General features: G+C 55.1%; 16 protein-coding genes. 13 read left to right on the forward strand and 3 right to left on the reverse strand.

What is annotated here, in order from left to right; all coding sequences use genetic code 11:
* Positions 1 to 84: 84 nt before the first annotated feature.
* Both ACR0MV_RS21360 and ACR0MV_RS21365 read right to left on the reverse strand, forming a co-directional pair.
* Positions 85 to 525 (reverse strand): hypothetical protein, encoded by a 441-nt coding sequence (locus ACR0MV_RS21360; protein WP_480703692.1) that lies wholly within the window; start codon positions 523 to 525, stop codon positions 85 to 87.
* Between the two features lie 560 nt (positions 526 to 1,085).
* Positions 1,086 to 2,357, reverse strand: coding sequence for a glycosyltransferase (locus tag ACR0MV_RS21365; protein WP_480703693.1), 1,272 nt, complete (start codon positions 2,355 to 2,357; stop codon positions 1,086 to 1,088).
* 224 nt (positions 2,358 to 2,581) lie between these two features.
* Here ACR0MV_RS21365 and ACR0MV_RS21370 point away from each other — a divergent pair, with 224 nt between their 5' ends.
* From ACR0MV_RS21370 to ACR0MV_RS21390, 5 genes are all read left to right on the forward strand, one after another.
* Positions 2,582 to 3,430: an alpha/beta fold hydrolase gene (locus ACR0MV_RS21370; protein ID WP_480703694.1), complete on the forward strand. Its 849-nt coding sequence runs from the start codon at positions 2,582 to 2,584 to the stop codon at positions 3,428 to 3,430.
* A gap of 221 nt (positions 3,431 to 3,651) precedes the next feature.
* On the forward strand, positions 3,652 to 3,849 hold the full coding sequence (locus tag ACR0MV_RS21375; RefSeq protein ID WP_480703695.1) for a helix-turn-helix transcriptional regulator: 198 nt from the start codon (positions 3,652 to 3,654) through the stop codon (positions 3,847 to 3,849).
* A gap of 22 nt (positions 3,850 to 3,871) precedes the next feature.
* Positions 3,872 to 4,480, forward strand: a complete 609-nt coding sequence (locus ACR0MV_RS21380; protein ID WP_480703696.1) for a hypothetical protein — start codon at positions 3,872 to 3,874, stop codon at positions 4,478 to 4,480.
* Positions 4,477 to 6,228: a DNA polymerase gene (locus ACR0MV_RS21385; protein WP_480703697.1), complete on the forward strand. Its 1,752-nt coding sequence runs from the start codon at positions 4,477 to 4,479 to the stop codon at positions 6,226 to 6,228. Before ACR0MV_RS21380 ends, ACR0MV_RS21385 begins: the two co-directional genes overlap by 4 nt.
* Before the next feature lie 812 nt (positions 6,229 to 7,040).
* Positions 7,041 to 8,603 carry an amidase gene (locus ACR0MV_RS21390; protein WP_480703698.1) on the forward strand — a complete coding sequence of 521 codons (1,563 nt, stop codon included), beginning with the start codon at positions 7,041 to 7,043 and terminating at the stop codon, positions 8,601 to 8,603.
* Positions 8,604 to 9,013: 410 nt separating this feature from the next.
* Here the strand turns inward: ACR0MV_RS21390 and ACR0MV_RS21395 are convergent, their stop codons facing one another.
* Positions 9,014 to 9,478 (reverse strand): hypothetical protein, encoded by a 465-nt coding sequence (locus ACR0MV_RS21395; RefSeq protein WP_170555305.1) that lies wholly within the window; start codon positions 9,476 to 9,478, stop codon positions 9,014 to 9,016.
* A 127-nt stretch (positions 9,479 to 9,605) separates the two neighbouring features.
* Here ACR0MV_RS21395 and ACR0MV_RS21400 point away from each other — a divergent pair, with 127 nt between their 5' ends.
* From ACR0MV_RS21400 to ACR0MV_RS21435, 8 genes are all read left to right on the forward strand, one after another.
* Positions 9,606 to 10,121: a DUF805 domain-containing protein gene (locus tag ACR0MV_RS21400; protein ID WP_170566516.1), complete on the forward strand. Its 516-nt coding sequence runs from the start codon at positions 9,606 to 9,608 to the stop codon at positions 10,119 to 10,121.
* A gap of 42 nt (positions 10,122 to 10,163) precedes the next feature.
* A complete protein-coding gene (locus ACR0MV_RS21405) occupies positions 10,164 to 10,934 on the forward strand; it encodes a hypothetical protein (RefSeq protein ID WP_170555311.1) in 771 nt (256 codons plus the stop codon).
* A 109-nt stretch (positions 10,935 to 11,043) separates the two neighbouring features.
* The gene (locus tag ACR0MV_RS21410) at positions 11,044 to 11,454 is read left to right on the forward strand and encodes a hypothetical protein (protein WP_170555313.1); all 411 of its coding nucleotides are present in this window, start codon (positions 11,044 to 11,046) and stop codon (positions 11,452 to 11,454) included.
* A 73-nt stretch (positions 11,455 to 11,527) separates the two neighbouring features.
* The gene (locus tag ACR0MV_RS21415) at positions 11,528 to 11,746 is read left to right on the forward strand and encodes a DUF3955 domain-containing protein (protein ID WP_170555315.1); all 219 of its coding nucleotides are present in this window, start codon (positions 11,528 to 11,530) and stop codon (positions 11,744 to 11,746) included.
* Positions 11,743 to 12,156 (forward strand): hypothetical protein, encoded by a 414-nt coding sequence (locus ACR0MV_RS21420; RefSeq protein WP_170555317.1) that lies wholly within the window; start codon positions 11,743 to 11,745, stop codon positions 12,154 to 12,156. The genes ACR0MV_RS21415 and ACR0MV_RS21420 overlap by 4 nt, the downstream gene beginning before the upstream one ends.
* A gap of 34 nt (positions 12,157 to 12,190) precedes the next feature.
* Positions 12,191 to 15,394, forward strand: coding sequence for an autotransporter family protein (locus tag ACR0MV_RS21425; RefSeq protein WP_480703699.1), 3,204 nt, complete (start codon positions 12,191 to 12,193; stop codon positions 15,392 to 15,394).
* Between the two features lie 289 nt (positions 15,395 to 15,683).
* Entirely contained in the window at positions 15,684 to 16,109 is a 426-nt protein-coding gene (locus ACR0MV_RS21430) for a hypothetical protein (protein WP_480703700.1), read from the forward strand.
* Between the two features lie 79 nt (positions 16,110 to 16,188).
* Positions 16,189 to 16,575, forward strand: a complete 387-nt coding sequence (locus ACR0MV_RS21435) for a hypothetical protein (protein ID WP_480703701.1) — start codon at positions 16,189 to 16,191, stop codon at positions 16,573 to 16,575.
* The last annotated feature ends 49 nt before the right edge of the window (positions 16,576 to 16,624 follow it).

Here is a 16,624-nt window from a genome sequence, read left to right on the forward strand (position 1 = left end):
TCTCATCTCCACTCCTTGGCGGTTACGATGAGCCAGAAACCCTCTCTTATCAAATCTACTTAAACTGTCCCATTGGTGCTGACGTCAGACAGTCTCTGCTGTTGCTTCTGCGCTTAACAGCGACGCTTGCGCTTCTTCTAGGCTCGCCCGGTTCAAAGCGCGTGACCGGTCCAGCGAGACTTCAGCCGCCTTAACGTTGGCCTGAGCCAGTTCAAAAGAGGCTTCGAGCTGAGACAGATTGTCTAGAACAGCGATCACGTCTCCGCGTGTCACGGTATCACCCACTTCGACCTCAACAGTCTCGATTCTGGCGTCACTTGATCCGAACGGCATTGATACGCTTGCGACATCCCCCCTTGGGATCAGCCGTCCCAGCGCCAGCACGTCGCCTTCACTCTCTACAGAAACCTTTGCACCGCTTTCGATTTGCTCTACCGCGACTGCGATTGGCGTATCGCTTCCTGCACCGGGTTGAAGGCCGGTAACCGAAAAGAATGCACGCAAACCGGGTGGTTGGAAATACAAGCCCAACACTCCTCCCAACATGACCGAAACGGGAATGATCAAAAAAAGTGCTCGTAGCGGGATTGACCGTTTTTGTCCTATTTCAGGCCCAACTACGTGCGTAATACCTGCATCCACTAAGGGCAGGGTTTCCTCTGGTGCAGACGTGTTCCCGGATTGATTGCTGATCATGCATGGTACTCTTCGTCGCTCAATTAGATTGATGTGAATGCTGCCTGCCGACTGGATCTCGGATCCCTCAAATAGACGAGCTATCAAATCGTAAGTCAATCGACGGGTGGTCGCAGACAATAGGCAAAATAGTTGATGGGAATAATCGTTGCTTAGTCCGCTATCCGGTCATCAGATGCCGTGCGCACTACGCTCTAGCAGCGAATGTCCGGCAAGCGGCCTGGAAACGCAGCACTACGAGAACACGTCGAAGGCCTGGTTTCGGCCGTTGTGATACATCCCAACAAATTGACTTATCGGCGGCTTCAACCGCAGAGCCGACCTTCTAACGACTTGGTTGAACGTCTGCATCGAGCCCAAAGGAGACCATTATCTGTCGCGTAGAAAGTTTAGCGTAGGTCACCGGCATGTATATGCATTGTGTCTTCAATTATGGAAACGGCTGTTCCAACGCCGTCTTCTTTTGATAGTTTCCGACTGACGTTGGCGGCGTTCAAGGCAAAGGAGGAAGTAGTCACAAGTTCTTCCAACTGCTTGGTTAACGCAGAAGCCGACAAGCTTTTGAGTGGCAATGGCGAAGGGCCACACCCCAATTTTTGAACGCGCGCAGCCCAAAAAGGTTGATCCACGCCGGCTGGACAAATCAGGGTTGGACGGCCCGCCAGCAGACCGGCGGCAGTCGTTCCGGCTCCTCCGTGATGCACCACGCCAGACATCAATGGAAACAACTGGTCATGTGGTGCTGTGCTGATCGCATGGACGTGGCTCGGCAAGCCTTCTGCGCCAAGTCCCGCCCAACCTGCGGCCAGAACGGCGCGGCAACCAACGGCCTGTGTGGCCTCGGAGATTGCGCGCGCCGCAGAGTGCGGATCCTCGACAGGCATTGAACCAAAGCCGAAATAAACAGGGGCGTTCCCTTTTCCTAGAAAGGCAGCAAGTGACGCGTCGGGGCACCAATCGGTCTCCCGTGGAAGGTGCCAATACCCAGTCAAAACGGTCTTGGCATCCCAATCTGATGGACACGGCATAACATGGCGCGAAATTCCAACGAGCCGTAAGTCCGCTCCGTACCAGGGGTCGGTGCCATCTCGCGGACGAAAGGGATCTGACAGCCCAAGCGTTTCTTCTCGCCATGTCTTCAATGACCGACCATAAAATCGCCGGGCCCATCGCAAAGGTGCCCACGTCAACCGGTTGAGCATGCCTCCAAGGTTGCGTGTCATCGTGATGATCGGAAAATCTCCGGTTGGAATAATCGGCACCGGCGAGGCAACGACAACTGGCGCACCGGTTACCTCGGCCACATCAGCGGCGCCAACCACTTTAGGGTGATGGATCAGAATGTCAGCATTCTGTCCAACATCCCAAAGCGTCTTGAGAGAGGCTTCAAGCATCGGCACCGCCACGGATTTCCAGAGTTTGCGCATGCCAAGAGGATTGCCCGCAAGCGTCTTTCGTACATCAGGCGATGCCAATAGATCCCGCATATTCGTGCCCATCGCCGCGAAAGTTAACCCTTTGGCTTTGATCCAACCCTCAAAGTCATCCGGCGCGGCAAGAGTGACTTTATGACCACGCTCAACCAATCGCTGGGCAAGGGCAACGTATGGCTGTACATCGCCGCGTGATCCTTGAGCAAAAATGGCAATTCGGTAAGACATCGCATTCGAGCCTTTCAATTTGGTGAGTATGAGGCAAGCCCGGTTTGCCGGGTCATGCTAATAAATGGCGAACTGACAAGCGGATACATGTGGTGTCACTGAACCATTGGAGGCCCACTCTCGATTGCTGTTAAATGGTGCGATCAAATTATGCCTGTGCTGATATCGGGTATTTGTTGGGTAAGTCTCCCATACCATTTCTGTACATTTACGGAGTTGATCAAATGCCATTGCCTTCCCTTTCGTGGACCGACTTCCAACACGGTCGTGCAAGCTTCCTTGAAGCCGGTAAAGAGAATGAAGGTACGCCAGTAGTCCTCCTGCACGGTGGTGGGCTCGATTGCGCTTCGTTATCATGGCGGCTTTTGTTTCCCGAACTGGGCAAGCAACATCATGTGATCGCTGTGAACTGGCCAGGATATGGCGGCAGCGAAGAATTTGGTAGGAACTACACCATCTCAGACCTTCGACTTTGGCTCAGCGACCTTATGGATGCGCTTGAAATCATGTGTGCGTCTCTTGTTGGTATTTCTATGGGAGGCGGCGCCGCCCTCTCAATGGCGGTCCATCAGCCCGAACGAGTTGAAAAGGTCATACCCGTATCGACTTTTGGCGTGGCGCCTCGCGGCCCAATGCACGAGTTGACTTACTTGCTCACATGGCTACCGCTCAACCGCTGGAGCTTCGCTGCGATGAGGCGCAGTCCGAAACTGCTTGATGTAGCCCTGAAGCAAATCTTCAAAGACCCAAGCAAAGTCACGCCGGAAATCTCAGCGGAAGTGCAGGAAGTTCTTTCTGACAGTTCGAATGGAGAGGCATTTTCAGGCTTTCAACGAGGCGAGATGGGTTTCCGCAGGTTGCACACGGTTTTCACTGAACACCTACCGGATATCGAATGCTCTGCGCTTTTCATTCATGGCGACGCCGATGCATTGGTTCCTCTCTCTGACGTAATGACTGCGGCAGCGACTATGTCGAATGCAGAGCTGGAAGTGCTCTCTGCTGGCCACTGGCCAACTCGCGAATGCCCGGAAGACTTCAATAGACTTGTGACCGCGTTCTTGTCCAAGTGATGCAGCGACGGCTGGCAGCTTTGTCCGCGTTGCGGTCATAATAGCAATTTTTCCGAACGTCTGCTGCTGGTGAGACGCTGCCGTTGAGGTCTGAGCGTTTTATCTGTCCAGAACCTAGGCATTCGCCGCCGAAAAACTCCTACCAATTAATTGGCCCCTCCGATGCGGCAGGGAACCCTGACAACTTCGCAGTACCGATAACCATCAGTGAGGTATTGCAGATGCCAGACCGAATCCTTCGCCGTCCTGCCGTAGAGGACCGCACCGGCAAAAGCCGCAGCGGAATCTACGAAGCCATCAATCCCAAAAGCCGCTGGTACGACCCGACATTTCCAAAACCCGTGAAGATCGGGCTGCGTTCTGTTGGTTGGTTCGAGAGTGAAGTCAACGAATGGATCGAAGGGCGAATAGCGGCCTAAGGCGCAAGATAGGAGAATAAGCATGACAACCAATTCAAAGAAACCCGCCAGCCCCTTCAACCTCGATGATTTTCTTGTCCCAGTAGAGGAGTTTGAGGCCGCGCAGACCGATGGTTACTTCGAGGTCAGCATCGGTAAGCCAAAGAGGTTCGAGTACTTCCGCGCCCACCCGGTATGGCAGTTCATTGGACGAATTTTTGAGATCGACGGGGACAACGGTCTCGACAAGGAACGCTATCTTCTGGCGCAACACCTAACGCCAGAAGAAACCGAAATCACCGATGACGAGGCGCGTCTCGTCCTTCTGCGACTTCTCGTGACCATCTCTGGCAAGGTGTACCTCTTGCCGACATTCCCTACGTCTGACAACGAGTGGCACAAGTCGGCTATTCGTGCCGTTAAGTCGGGAGAAGAGGCGTGGACCCGTATGTCCTCTATGCGGGCGGAGGGCCGATATCTCGTCAAGGAAGCAGAAGACCAGCAGGCACTTGGTGAGGTCAAATGGCCCGGTCAAGTCGATCAAGGCCGCGAGGGTATGATGGAACTGCTCCAGCGCGGGTTCGGGACGGATGGCATCATCATTAACGCTGACCATCCCGCCGTCCGCCGCCACAAGGGCTTGGCCCGGTGATCGACGGGTTCAACCGCTTCCGGGAGATCTGGCTGCTGGACTTTGAATTCCGCTCGCCTTCGGGACACTGCCCCCGCGTTGTTTGCATGGTTGCGCGGGAGCTGCGCACCAACCGCCTCCTTCGCATGTGGGAGTTCGAATTGAGGGGACTGTCGACGGCTCCCTTTTCCCTCGACGACGACGCTCTGGTCGTCTGCTACTACGCCTCAGCCGAGATAGGATGCTTCCTCGACCTCGGCTGGCCGCCACCGCTTAACATCCTTGATCTCTACGTCGAATACAAAGCGCTGATGAACGGCCGCAAGCCGTCGCCGAATGGATATGGCTTGCTATCTGCTCTTATGTCCCTCGGCATCCCAACCGCCGGCGCGGAATACAAGGATGCCATGCGGGACATTATCATCGAGCGTGAAACTCACATCTGGGACGAGGCGGAGCGCCAGGCCATCCTCGACTACTGTCAAAGCGACGTGGATGCTTTGCGTCCGCTCCTGTTTCGGTTGGCCCCGTTCATCACCCGAGGTGGCGATATCACCCTCGCACAGGCGCTGTTCAGGGGCCGCTACATGGTCGCGGTCGCCAGGATGGAGTGGGAAGGCGTGCCTATCGACACGACGCTCTGGGAATGCCTGACAGATTGCTGGAAGGACATCCGGCTAGGCCTCATCCAGCAGATGGACCGCTTTAGCTTCTACCGGGCAGACGGCACTTTCAGCTTCGCCAATTTCGACGCGTTCACCCAGCAACAAGGTTTGAGTTGGCCACGTACCGAGACGGGCCGGGCGAAGATGGACGAGGATACGGTCAAAGGGATGCTAGCTGTATATCCCCAACTCGCCGAGTTTCGGGAACTGCGGTCTACGCTAGACAAGCTGAAGCTGAACAAATTGGCCGTCGGCCCCGACGGGCGAAATCGAACGACGATCTCGCCCTTCGGTACCGTGACCAGCCGGAATGCGCCGTCGACCACCAAGTCGGTTTTTGGGCCTGCGAAGTGGATACGGCACCTCATCGTGCCGCCCGAAGGACAGGCCATCGCCTATCTCGACTGGAGATCGCAGGAGATCGCAATCGCCGCCGGTCTAAGTGGTGACCCGCAGATGCGGGCGGCCTATGCGACCGACCCGTACCTGTCCTTCGCTATCAGCATTGGCCTCGCCCCGCAGGGCGCGACCCGGCAGACCCACGGGACCGTCCGCGACGCTATGAAGCCGGTCATACTCGGCGTGAACTATGGCCTCGGGGCGCAGTCTCTGGCCCATCAAACGGGTAAGTCGGTCAAAGAAGCCATGCGTCTGCTCGACGCCCACCGCGATACGTATCCGGTGTTCTGGGCGTGGCTGGAGGGCATCATCGAAATGGGTTCCTGCGGACAGGATATTGAGACTCGGCTTGGATGGCCAGTGCAGCCGCGTTGCGAGAAGTTCCGCAACCACCGGATGCTGCAAAACTTTCCGATGCAGGCGAATGGCGCGGACTGCTTGCGCGTGGCAGCCTGTGAGGTGACAGAGGCCGGACATCGCATCTGCGCACCGGTTCACGACGCGCTTGTTCTGATTGGTGATGCGGAGACCATCCACGAGGAGGCGCAACAGGTTGCGGCTATCATGACCCGCGCCGCGACCACCATCGCCCGGATCGAGGTGCCGGTAGATTGCGCCATCACCATGCCCGGAGAGCGGTACAACGAGCCGCGCGGCAGGGCGATGTTCGACACTGTCCTGGACCAGATTGATGGCAAAGTTTGACCTGTCCAACTTCGCGGTTTCGCCGGAGGAACTGGAAAAAACAACACCGCCGTTATCCGGCGAGGTGCCGCGCCGGATAACGGCGACCCGGTCCAGTACTAAAAAAGGTCCTCCTAATACTGACCCAACCAGGGGCAATGATTTCACGATCCTTTCGATGAAGGACGTACGCCGATATCTTCCGCCGGCCAGTAGACTCTACTGCGCAATCCATCAGCGGATGCGGATGCGGGGTCAGACATGGATTAAGGCTGACGCCAAATTGTTCGAAGCGGCGGGTATCGAGAAGCGTACCGCGAGACGACGCGCCGTAAATGCTCTAGAGGCTGTCGGGGCTATTATCGTCAAGAGATCGCCGGGCCGATGCTTCCTTCTAACTTTGGGTTAGGTAACATCCGAGGGTTGATCAAAGGCTTGGCACAAGACCGCTGGAAACGGGTGCCGACCCTGATTAACTAATGAGGTCATTCAAGCTCGAAGGTGGAAACTTTTCCGACGAGCACCTGGCATGGCGGCGAGACATTGCAGGACCGTCCACAAATTGAAAAACAGGTCGTTCCCTAAAGGAAATTGTCCTTCTCGGTCTACACTACCGTTGAGTTGGCTGTCAGATTTAGGTTGTGCGACCTTTTTGAGTAGGCATCAACAGTGCCTTCGACAATGTGCCGCCCAGAGTGCCCACGGAATGCTAGCGTCAAAAATTTTTTGATCATCTTAAACACGCAAAGATATGAAAATCTCAATTGACCTGCCGGAAGGCTTTGGCGGTAAAGTGTTGGTGAAGAGGGGCGATAAATTGGGAGTGCGTTCAAGTGTCTGGAGACGATCTGATCAACAATGGAAATACAGTCAACCGTCGCGAATTTGTCGGCGGGCTGATGGCCACATCAGCGATTGTTGGACTTGGTGCAAGTCCGAGTTTTGCAGCCAGTTTTTCGCAGAATGAACTCGCTTATATGACAGCGTCGGAATTATTGCCCCTCTACAAAAGCAGAAAACTGTCGCCGGTTGAAGTTCTGGAGGCGCAGATTGCCCAGTATGAGGCAGTTAACGATAAAGTTAATTGCGTCACCTATACCCATTTTGACGCTGCGTTGGCCGCTGCGAAGGACTCCGAAATACGTTGGATGAATGGCACCGCTAGGAGCCTTGAAGGAATTACGGTCGGGGTCAAGGATGAACATCACGACGAAGGATGGATTGTCACTCAGGGGTCAGCCGTACTCAAAGACAACAAGATGGATCATGCCGACACCATTGTTCGACACTTAAAAGAAGCAGGCGCGGTGCTGTCTATCCAGACAACGGTTCCGGAGTTTTATCTTAATGGTGTGACTTGGTCTCGTTTGTGGGGAGTGTCCCGTTGCCCTTGGAACCTGAAATACGCAGTTGGCGGCTCTTCTGGTGGCTCGGGCGGCGCATTGGCTGCAGGTCTTTGCACTATTGCGACCGGCTCGGACATGGGCGGCTCGGTTCGTATCCCTGCTGCCTTTAACGGGGTTTACGGTTTCAAACCGCCAGCCGGGCGCGTGGCGAGCACTTCGCCCCTCCTTTACATCGCGGGTACAGGTCCTCTTGCACGGTCGTTCAAGGACATGGCGATGTTGCAGAACAATATGGCTGGTCAAGCCTACGAACCGGCTACTCTGCCACCATTGGAGATGCCGCTTGAATACCCCGATATCAGGGGCATGCGGATCGCTTATACACCGGGTTTGGGGCTGCTTCCCCTCCACGCCGATACGCGTGCGGCCATGCAGATTGGGATTGAGCGGTTTGAGAGCCTTGGTGCAACGGTCGAGGAGGTTGAGATCGCCCCCGGTTTTGTAGCCGATGAGATTGCGGACATTTTCAAGAATTTCGGTCTGTCCGGCCCCTTGGGACCAGAACTTGGCGGCATGGCCGATCAAGTTGATATCATGACGCCCTATGCCGCGTCGGTGGTGAAAGCTGCGGGTAGCGGGAAATACGGACCTGAAAAAATGGCTGCGTATGAGGGCATCATCAAGGAGTTTTATCGCCGGGTTTACGAAGGTGTGTTCAACAACGGTTTTGACGCATTAATATCCCCGACTCTTGCCACGCCACACGTTCCCGCTGACTACGATCTCAGCGTCGGCGGGCTGGAAATCGAAGGACAGAAAATCCATCCGTTCGCCCTTCTTGCGTTTACGATTCCGTGGAACATGCTGAACTGGTGTCCGGTGGTGAATGTCCCCGTGTCTTTGAGCAGCGAAGGGATGCCGATAGGCATGCAAATCATTGGTCAATCCTACGATGACATGGCTGTGTTCCGCATTGCCCATGCCTATGAGAAGATAGCGCCCAGGATGTTCAGTGGTGAATTAATGCCCGACTACCGCAATCCTGCTTGATACAGATCGCCGTTTACTGGGCAAAAGTGCGGGGCAACTGACAAAGAAATCTATACTGGTGTCTGCTTTGGGCTCAGAGCAGCCGTTCGCTGGGTTCTGTCTGAGTGACCGCTACGCGGGACAGAGCCGCCATCCACTTAGCACAAGGCACTGACCGCACTGAACCCAAACCTGCCGTTCAACTGCTCTGCGCGTTGCTGCGCTATTGCCTGTGAAACCGGACTTTCGCCGCGCGTGCAATATTTGAGGGTTGTTCGAAGTCCATTCAGTTGGACTGCGCAGATCTTGGCCCAGACTTACACCTCGACATCACACAGCCGCCGATCCTCTCCGCGGGTCCAGCAGCATTTTGGCGCTTCTCAGCTGACTTTGGACCAATCGCCGGTCTCCACTTAGATGCAAATCCTGGCTCACAGCCCGACCAGCCCAAGGTTTTTGAAGAGTGACTGCGCGTCTGCGTTGGTCAAAGGAATGATCAGTTGGTCTCCCTCGACGCCTTCGATGATGTTCACCGAGCGAAGCAGGTTTCCATCCACTCTGATGTCGAGCGAACCACCCACAGATTCCTTGGTGAATGCAGCAAGGGCAGCGGCAGCGCCTGGCTTTAGGCTTAGCTCGACAAGAGACTGGCCATCCGGACCTTCGCGTATTTCGCCCCTAATCACTTCCTGCGCTGTTACGAGGATAGGACCAAGCTGAAGCGGCGCTGTTGAGGCATTGATCACGCATATCGGATGGTTGCCGGGGTTTCGCCCCCCTCCCAGATCAAGGCATTGGTCGACATAGGTGGCTTTCTGTATCTCAGAACCAGCCCAGAATGCGATTCCGGCCACAATGAGTATGGCGAAGGTCAACGTATTGCGCGTTGAAAACATCGGCATTTTCCGTCTGATTAGCCGCGTCAGGCGACGGAACAATCCGTGGCCGATGGCTTGACCCGTAAACAAATAACTAAAGAATAACGGGGCAACATGAGCAAAGCCACTGATAAGGACGCTTGATATGGGATTTGTACAATCGATAAAGGTCTGTCTCTCGAAGTATGTCGTTTTTTCGGGGCGGGCGACTCGTTCGGAATACTGGTGGTTCGTGCTATTCGTTATCTTGTGCAACATCATCTTTTCGATCCTGGACGGGGCAATTTTCGGCATCAACCCAGAAACCGGCGAAGGCACGGGTATCTTTAATCCCTTGTTTCAAGTTGCGATTTTTTTGCCAATGCTGGCTGCTGGCTGGCGCCGATTGCACGACAGCGGGCGCCCCGGATGGTATCTTCTTCTACCAATGGCCTTGGGGTTTGCGACCATGATTGCGCTTCTGAGCGGCGTTGCGGTCTTCACCGTACTGGAAGGTGGTGTTGACGATCCAGAGGTGCTACGCGGACCAGCGGCGTTTCTCGGAGCGACCGGTATGATGGTGGTTTGGGCGCTGCAATTGGTCTTGACGGTCATGATGATCTGGTGGCTGACCCGGCCGTCGCAAGACGGGGACAACGCGTATGGTCCGCCGGCGGCGTAGGACATTTGCCAAGCTAGCTTTTGATACAGAGAGGAAACAGGAATGAAGCGTAAGATATCATTGGCCCTTGCGGTAGCCTGCCTCATCGCCTCGCCAGTCTTTGCAGAGTGGACTTTCGTCGCCGGACCGACGGCAAATGCGTTCATTCAATCCAGCGACTCAACTCTTGAACTTCAATGTGACCGTATCCGTTTTGTGCCCGCGGGCTATGAGGATAGCGAAGACATTGTGGCCAAGCAGGGATTATCGATCCGTTTCATGAAGGATGGAACGACAGAAGCAGGTGCCTTCCAGATCGGACCAGAGAACGCCAACACTCAGATCGTCGACAACTACCCCGTCGAGATCTTGTTCAACAGTGCGGAGGATTACGGCTTCGTTCTGGATCAATTGGCAGCAAATGCCTCGGTCAATCTTTCTATGATCGATCAGGACATCACTTATGGGATCTTCGATTTGGCGGGTTCGAGCGCGGCCATCAAGTCGCTCAGGTCTGCCTGTGGCGGGGCGACACAGCAGACAGCGAGCACCGAGGCTCCGGAGGGCGTAGTCTATTGCGGTGGCGGCGCCGTGAAACGCCAGATCGAATACGTGATCCTGAACTCTCCGGACGGTGAATGGGATGCATTGCTCACCGTGAATGGTGAGGTGACGCGGGCCATGACCGCCTACAGTTACTTTGGCAATGCAGAAGCCCCGAAAGGGTTCGTTGTTGCGCTTCTTGGTGAGGACAGATCAGAAGCCCTGATTTTCCGGGATGCGGGAGCGGACTGGTTGGAATACGGGGATTATCGTTATGACAAGTGTAACTGATGCTTTGGCAGAGTTACGCTCGCAGAAACGAACGGCCAAAGTCTTGAGGAGTCTCGGGGTTTGGATTGCAGTCTGGCTTGCCTTAATCACACCGGCAAGGGCCGCCGATGTGTCCGATCTGCCTGAACAGTTGCAGGAAAAAGTACAATCCGCCCGACAAGCTTGCGCAGAGTTCGACAATGGCACCTTCTACCTCGAATGGAAGGCCGTTGACCGGGTCGATCTGGACGGCGATCTATATCTCGATTGGGTGCTGAACGAGCGGGGGTTCGCCTGTTCGACAGCCGCATCGCTTTACTGTGGAACAGGTGGATGCATGTCGCACTTTCTCGTGCATGATAAAGTCTATTCCTTGTTGAACCAGGGCTGGGACTTGGCAGATCTGGGACCGAGCAAGGTCCTTCTAGCGGACGTCCACGGTTCGCAATGCGGCGGTATCAATCCGACACCTTGTGCGGCAGCCAGCATTTGGGACAGCGAAGAGAAAAAATGGCGAACAACTGCCGCTGAGTGGGAGTGACCCGCGTGAGAAACATTGCCAGAGCGCTGCAATGATTTGCGCCACCCAAACTATGCCAACGGAGTAAGGCCACATGAGAAAGCTGACACTCATCTCCCTTTTATTGCTTGGCTTGGGCCTTGCGCTCTGGGCCGGATATGCGGTTCAGGGCTCTTATGTCGATGAAGATGGCGTGTTGCAGGAGCATTTCCACCTCCTTGCCCTTGGTTGGGTTTTCACCTTCGCAGGGGCTGTTGCTCTAATGGGATCGCTCGTTTCAAAGTTCATGAAGCAGAGGACGACCTCCGAATGAACACTAAAAGCCAAGCCGTGATTATCCTTTGTCTGGTTTGCCTGTGCGGCCCAACGAACGCAGATGGTGTTCATTTTTCAGGCCTGTACGTGCCAGAAGGCCTGAGTTGCGAAGATGGTGCACAAATCTCTGAAGAGTATGGCGATCTTCGAGCAGGATATGTCATCTATGACGATGAAGGTCGTAAATCGGATGACGCGGATTGCGCCTATGCGCAAGTTCAGGCCCTGCGCGGGACATCTCTGCAAATTGTCGATCTTGAGTGTTCTTACGACGGCTCGTCGTATGAATACCGTCAGGTGCTGTCACCCCTGAGCAACAATCGCATGTTGGTTGTCAACGGGCTTGATGACGGAACTTCGATCTATCAGGTTTATACGTATTGCGGTTGGGTTCCTGAGGGTAACTAGCGCCACGCACGCATCGCTGGCAGAGGTAGGCAATATGAAAAACAAACAACTCGCACCACGACGCAAGGCTTGTTTAGTGTGCACAACAGCGCTTTACCTGACGTTTAGTGTTAGTGGCGAAGCCGCGGCGCAAGGGTATTGCAGTGCCGTCACTGGTACAGGATTGAACCTTGGTTGCGCGGAGACGCTCGCCAATACCTCAACCGGTACACTCGGCGCTGCAGATGTTTTTGTGGACCCCGTCATTGGCCGCTTTGATGGTCTGGTCTGGGACTCAGACACGATGTCAGGGCTTGCACTTGGGGGGTTCCGAACCCGTGAATCAATTGCATTTTCCAGATCAGTATATCGCTCTTGGGAGAATGTTTTCTTTGGGTCAACGAGAACCGACGGAGGGAAAACGGCCCTGGACGTGTTTGCATTCCGCGATCCGCCTTCGGGCCCCGGAAACGTTCAAGCGACTTTGTTGTTTGATCGACTAACGCTCGAGAACACCTCTTTGACGATCCGGGACGGGGTAAGTTCTGCTGGTCCTCAGACCGGTCAGATCGTCAACCTGAGTCTCGGCTTTGGCGCAGCCGGTATCGGGCGTGGCGGTGGACTTACGCTTCGCAATAGCGATTTGATTTTTCGGGATGGAACCCGCCTTTCAATGAACTCGCCGGATGGCGGACCTGCGTTCATCAGAGCCGAACGCGGAACAAACGAATTGCGTTTGGGAAGCAACCATATATTTGGTGTGCCGCTTACTGTCGACGTTGCAGACGGGGCGCGCCTTGACTTGGTCGGCACCACCATCGAGCCGTTTCTTGATAGTTGGTTGACCGTTGGTCAGGGTGCGGAGCTACAACTTCGATCCAACTCGGTTCTGGGTTTAACAAAGTCGAACGGCTCCGCTACGCCTTCCTCTGAGATCACGGGGGGTACGCTTCGCCTTGAAGGTGCGGGGACGGAGCTACAATTGACCGATCCTCAGATAACTGACGGCTCTATCCTTCTTGAAACGGGCGCCAAGTTTCGTGTTCAGGACTCCAACAATGCCGCAAGCGCGTTGACATTCGCAGGAAACAGCACACTGCGCTTCGAAAGTGGGGCTTCTGCCGTTGCCGGCTCTGTGACGGGGCCGGACGATTTAACGGTGAACGTGCGCGCGGGCACGACAGTCGTTTCGTCGTCAACGCTGATGGATGTAGGCGCAGGCTTGCGCGCAAGCAACATTGCAATAAATCAAGGGACGTTGGACATCTCCGGCCTGAGTGCTCAAAGCGACTTTTATGACAACTTGTCTGCGCTTTCTGTGGAGAATGCTGGAACGTTCCTGGACGCTGGATCGCAGGTATACTCTGGCCTCGATACTCTGAACGTCGATGGCGGCACATTGCGCTCGCTGGCCACATTTGGGTCTTTTTCTGGCCCGAGTGGGCCAATGGCCGCACAACTAAACGACAGCACGATCGACCTTTTTGGGGCATTGCCTCCTGCGTCTGGCATCGCGCCGGGTTTGGCAAGCTTACGACTGAACGCAGAACAAGCGCAGTTCTCGGGTGACAACAATGTACGCATCGGGATTAGTCCCTCCGGCGAGTGCTCGGTCTCTGGGGGTAGCTGCATTCCGGGAACAACGAGATACAGTGGGCAACTGATCACCAATGTGGCAGGAACTGCACCAAGTCTGACGGGGTTCGACACTGTCTTTTTCGTGCCACTCGCAACTGACCAAAATGCCGGTGCCGCAGATTATGTGACCGGCGGCGTAAGCGGCATCTACACTGTTGCCTTGAATAATCCGGCAATCGGACTTCCGGGCACCACCGCAGCCTACGATGCGAGGCCGCGCACTCCAACGGCTACGGACTTGGCATCCGCCGGTTCAACGCTCCCGGCAAATCTATTGTATTCCATCGTGAACGACCCGCTCGCAGACGATCAGGTGGACATAGCGTTCATAGACGTCGGATTAACAAATAACCCATTCATCACCTCCACCTACACACCTCAAACAACCACGTCCGTTGTCACCAATCCAAATACAGGCAATCAGACAACAACTACGGTCGTTACCACGCCGTCGGGCGGCGGCGCGACCCAAACTGTAACCACAACGATCACAGCACCCGGCGGTGGGGTGATTTCCACGAACACGGTGACAAACACCTTGGGACCCGCAACTGGGACGACAAATACCCAAAACCTTGGACAGTTGGTCTCGTCCAATGGTCAAAGCCTTCCTTACAACTCCCTGCAACAGGTCAGCACGCTGCACCCGGAAGCCTATGCCTCTTTTATGACTGTCGCATTGGAGCACAGCGATCTGCGCCGCAACATGGTTCTTTCGAACGCCAATGGGCGCGCCACCGGCAATGGCCGTATCGAGGGATTGACCGACGAAGGCCGGAATGTCTGGTTCGATGCTGGTCTGACCAGAGGGCAAGTCGATGCCGATGGCGGGCTAGCAGGGTTTGATTATGATCTTAACCAGTTCATCCTCGGAGCCGACATTTGGGCAGACAATCGTCGCCGCTTTGGCGCCTATCTTGGTTACGGCACCTATTCGATGACAGATCACACAACCTCGACCGATACGCTCGACTTTTCCTCTGACGCGTTCAGCATCGGCGCGTACGGCGTGGTGGAGTCGACGAATTGGTCTTTTTCAGGAATGGCTGGTGTATCATGGGGTGACACAGACGCGACCCGGGACGCGGTTACTGGCTCAAGCGTAAATCGTCATACGGCAAACTATGATCATACAACATACGAGATTGCTGCGCGCGCGGAATACACTGCCCTGCCATCACGTGGTGGTTGGCATCTAGCACCGGAGGTCGGTCTGGGTTACGCTCGCTATGAACAAAACGGATTTACTGAAGATGGCGACTTGGCAACCGCATTGGCGGTAGACAATGCAACTGCGGATAGTCTGATCGGAAGCGTAGGCATCAACGTGACTGGGCCGGCATTTGCTGGTGGTCTAATGCCTCTTGGCTTCATGCGTTATGAACACGATTTTCTTGCTGCATCCGACGAGACACACGGAATTGACGCGACCTTTGCCACGTCCCCGGGCATTTCTCAGTCTTTTGTCGGCACCCATCGAGGCGAGAACGCAATCTCCGTCGGCTTGGGTCTTGCAACGACCGTGAACGCGTCCGTCGATGCTTCTGCGGGGGTTGTCTTCCAAAAAAATACAAACGGCGATGAATTCGGTGGCGGCTTAAGGATCACTTGGCGTTTCTGACTCGGTTTCCGTCGATGCCTTGGATTGCGAGGCAAATCAAATATCCGCAATACTTCAACCAGCCAATTAAGTCAGTTGAGAGACAACACTCGTGAAGCTCGAAGCTCGCCGCCTGAACTTACAAATCCAAGGTCTTCTTTGGGCTCGCAGCTGTCGTTCGCTGCAATGACTACGAACGTCCGCTTTCGGTGGTAGGCCCGAATTATGTGCCCCGAAACTGACGCTATGCCGCGCGACAAGGTTTGTGTTACTATAGGTCAGCAATACTAACCTAACATAGGGGGTAACCATGGCTGGAAAAGGAAAGCCAGGTCCCGCAAAATCGCCAATCGGTCGACAAGTGCGCGCAATGCTGGATGCAAGGTGCATTGAGGATGCAGAAGGCATAATCGACGCTGTTATCTCTGCTGCCAAATGTGGAGACATCTCCGCGGCCCAGACACTGCTGAACCGGATCTATCCCCCTAGAAGGGGATGCCTGATCACATTCGAGCAGTTTCCAGTAAACGATGCCAAAGACATCAGGCTGGCCTACGATCACTACGAGCGATTGGCTGCGGACGGAAAGATCAGTACCGATGAGCTCGGACAACTTACCGCTCTTGTTGAGCGGAAGGCGAAGGCGTTTGAACTGATCGAACAGGAACGCCGGATTCAGGAGCTGGAAGATCAGATTTCTGAATTGAAAGCAGGGCTGATGCCAAGGGTCGCCTGAGATGGCAAATCGAGACAGGCAACTCAGCAAATTGTCCGACGAAGTCGGGCGGGTTTGTACCCTAATGAATGCGGTGTCTATGGAGGACTATACCAGCCCTTCTCTTTGGGCCGCCAAGGCATTGGGTCTTGAGCTGGACGATTGGCAAGCTGAAATCATGGAGGCTCAAGCAAATCGGATCTGTGTGGTGGCTAGCCGCCAATCCGGCAAGAGCACCGTTACCGCGGCTCGAGCGGCCTACACGGCTCGCACGAACCCGGGGTTTCGCATCGTGCTGGTCTCTCCAACTTTCCGCCAATCAAGCGCTCTGCGAACGAAGGTTGTGGGCTGCCTTCGAAGGGCTGAAGTGCACTATGGCCAATCGAGAGAAGAGATCCGCCTCTTAAACGGCTCCAGCATCGTTGCCCTGCCGGGAGATGATCCGGACTGTCCGTCGTCAGGGATTTTGGGACAGATGGCGCTCTGATCTAAGAGAGGATGTGGCTCATCTGGTTGGTTTGATTATGCGGCGGATT

The organism is Ruegeria sp. BC3 (assembly GCF_056539265.1).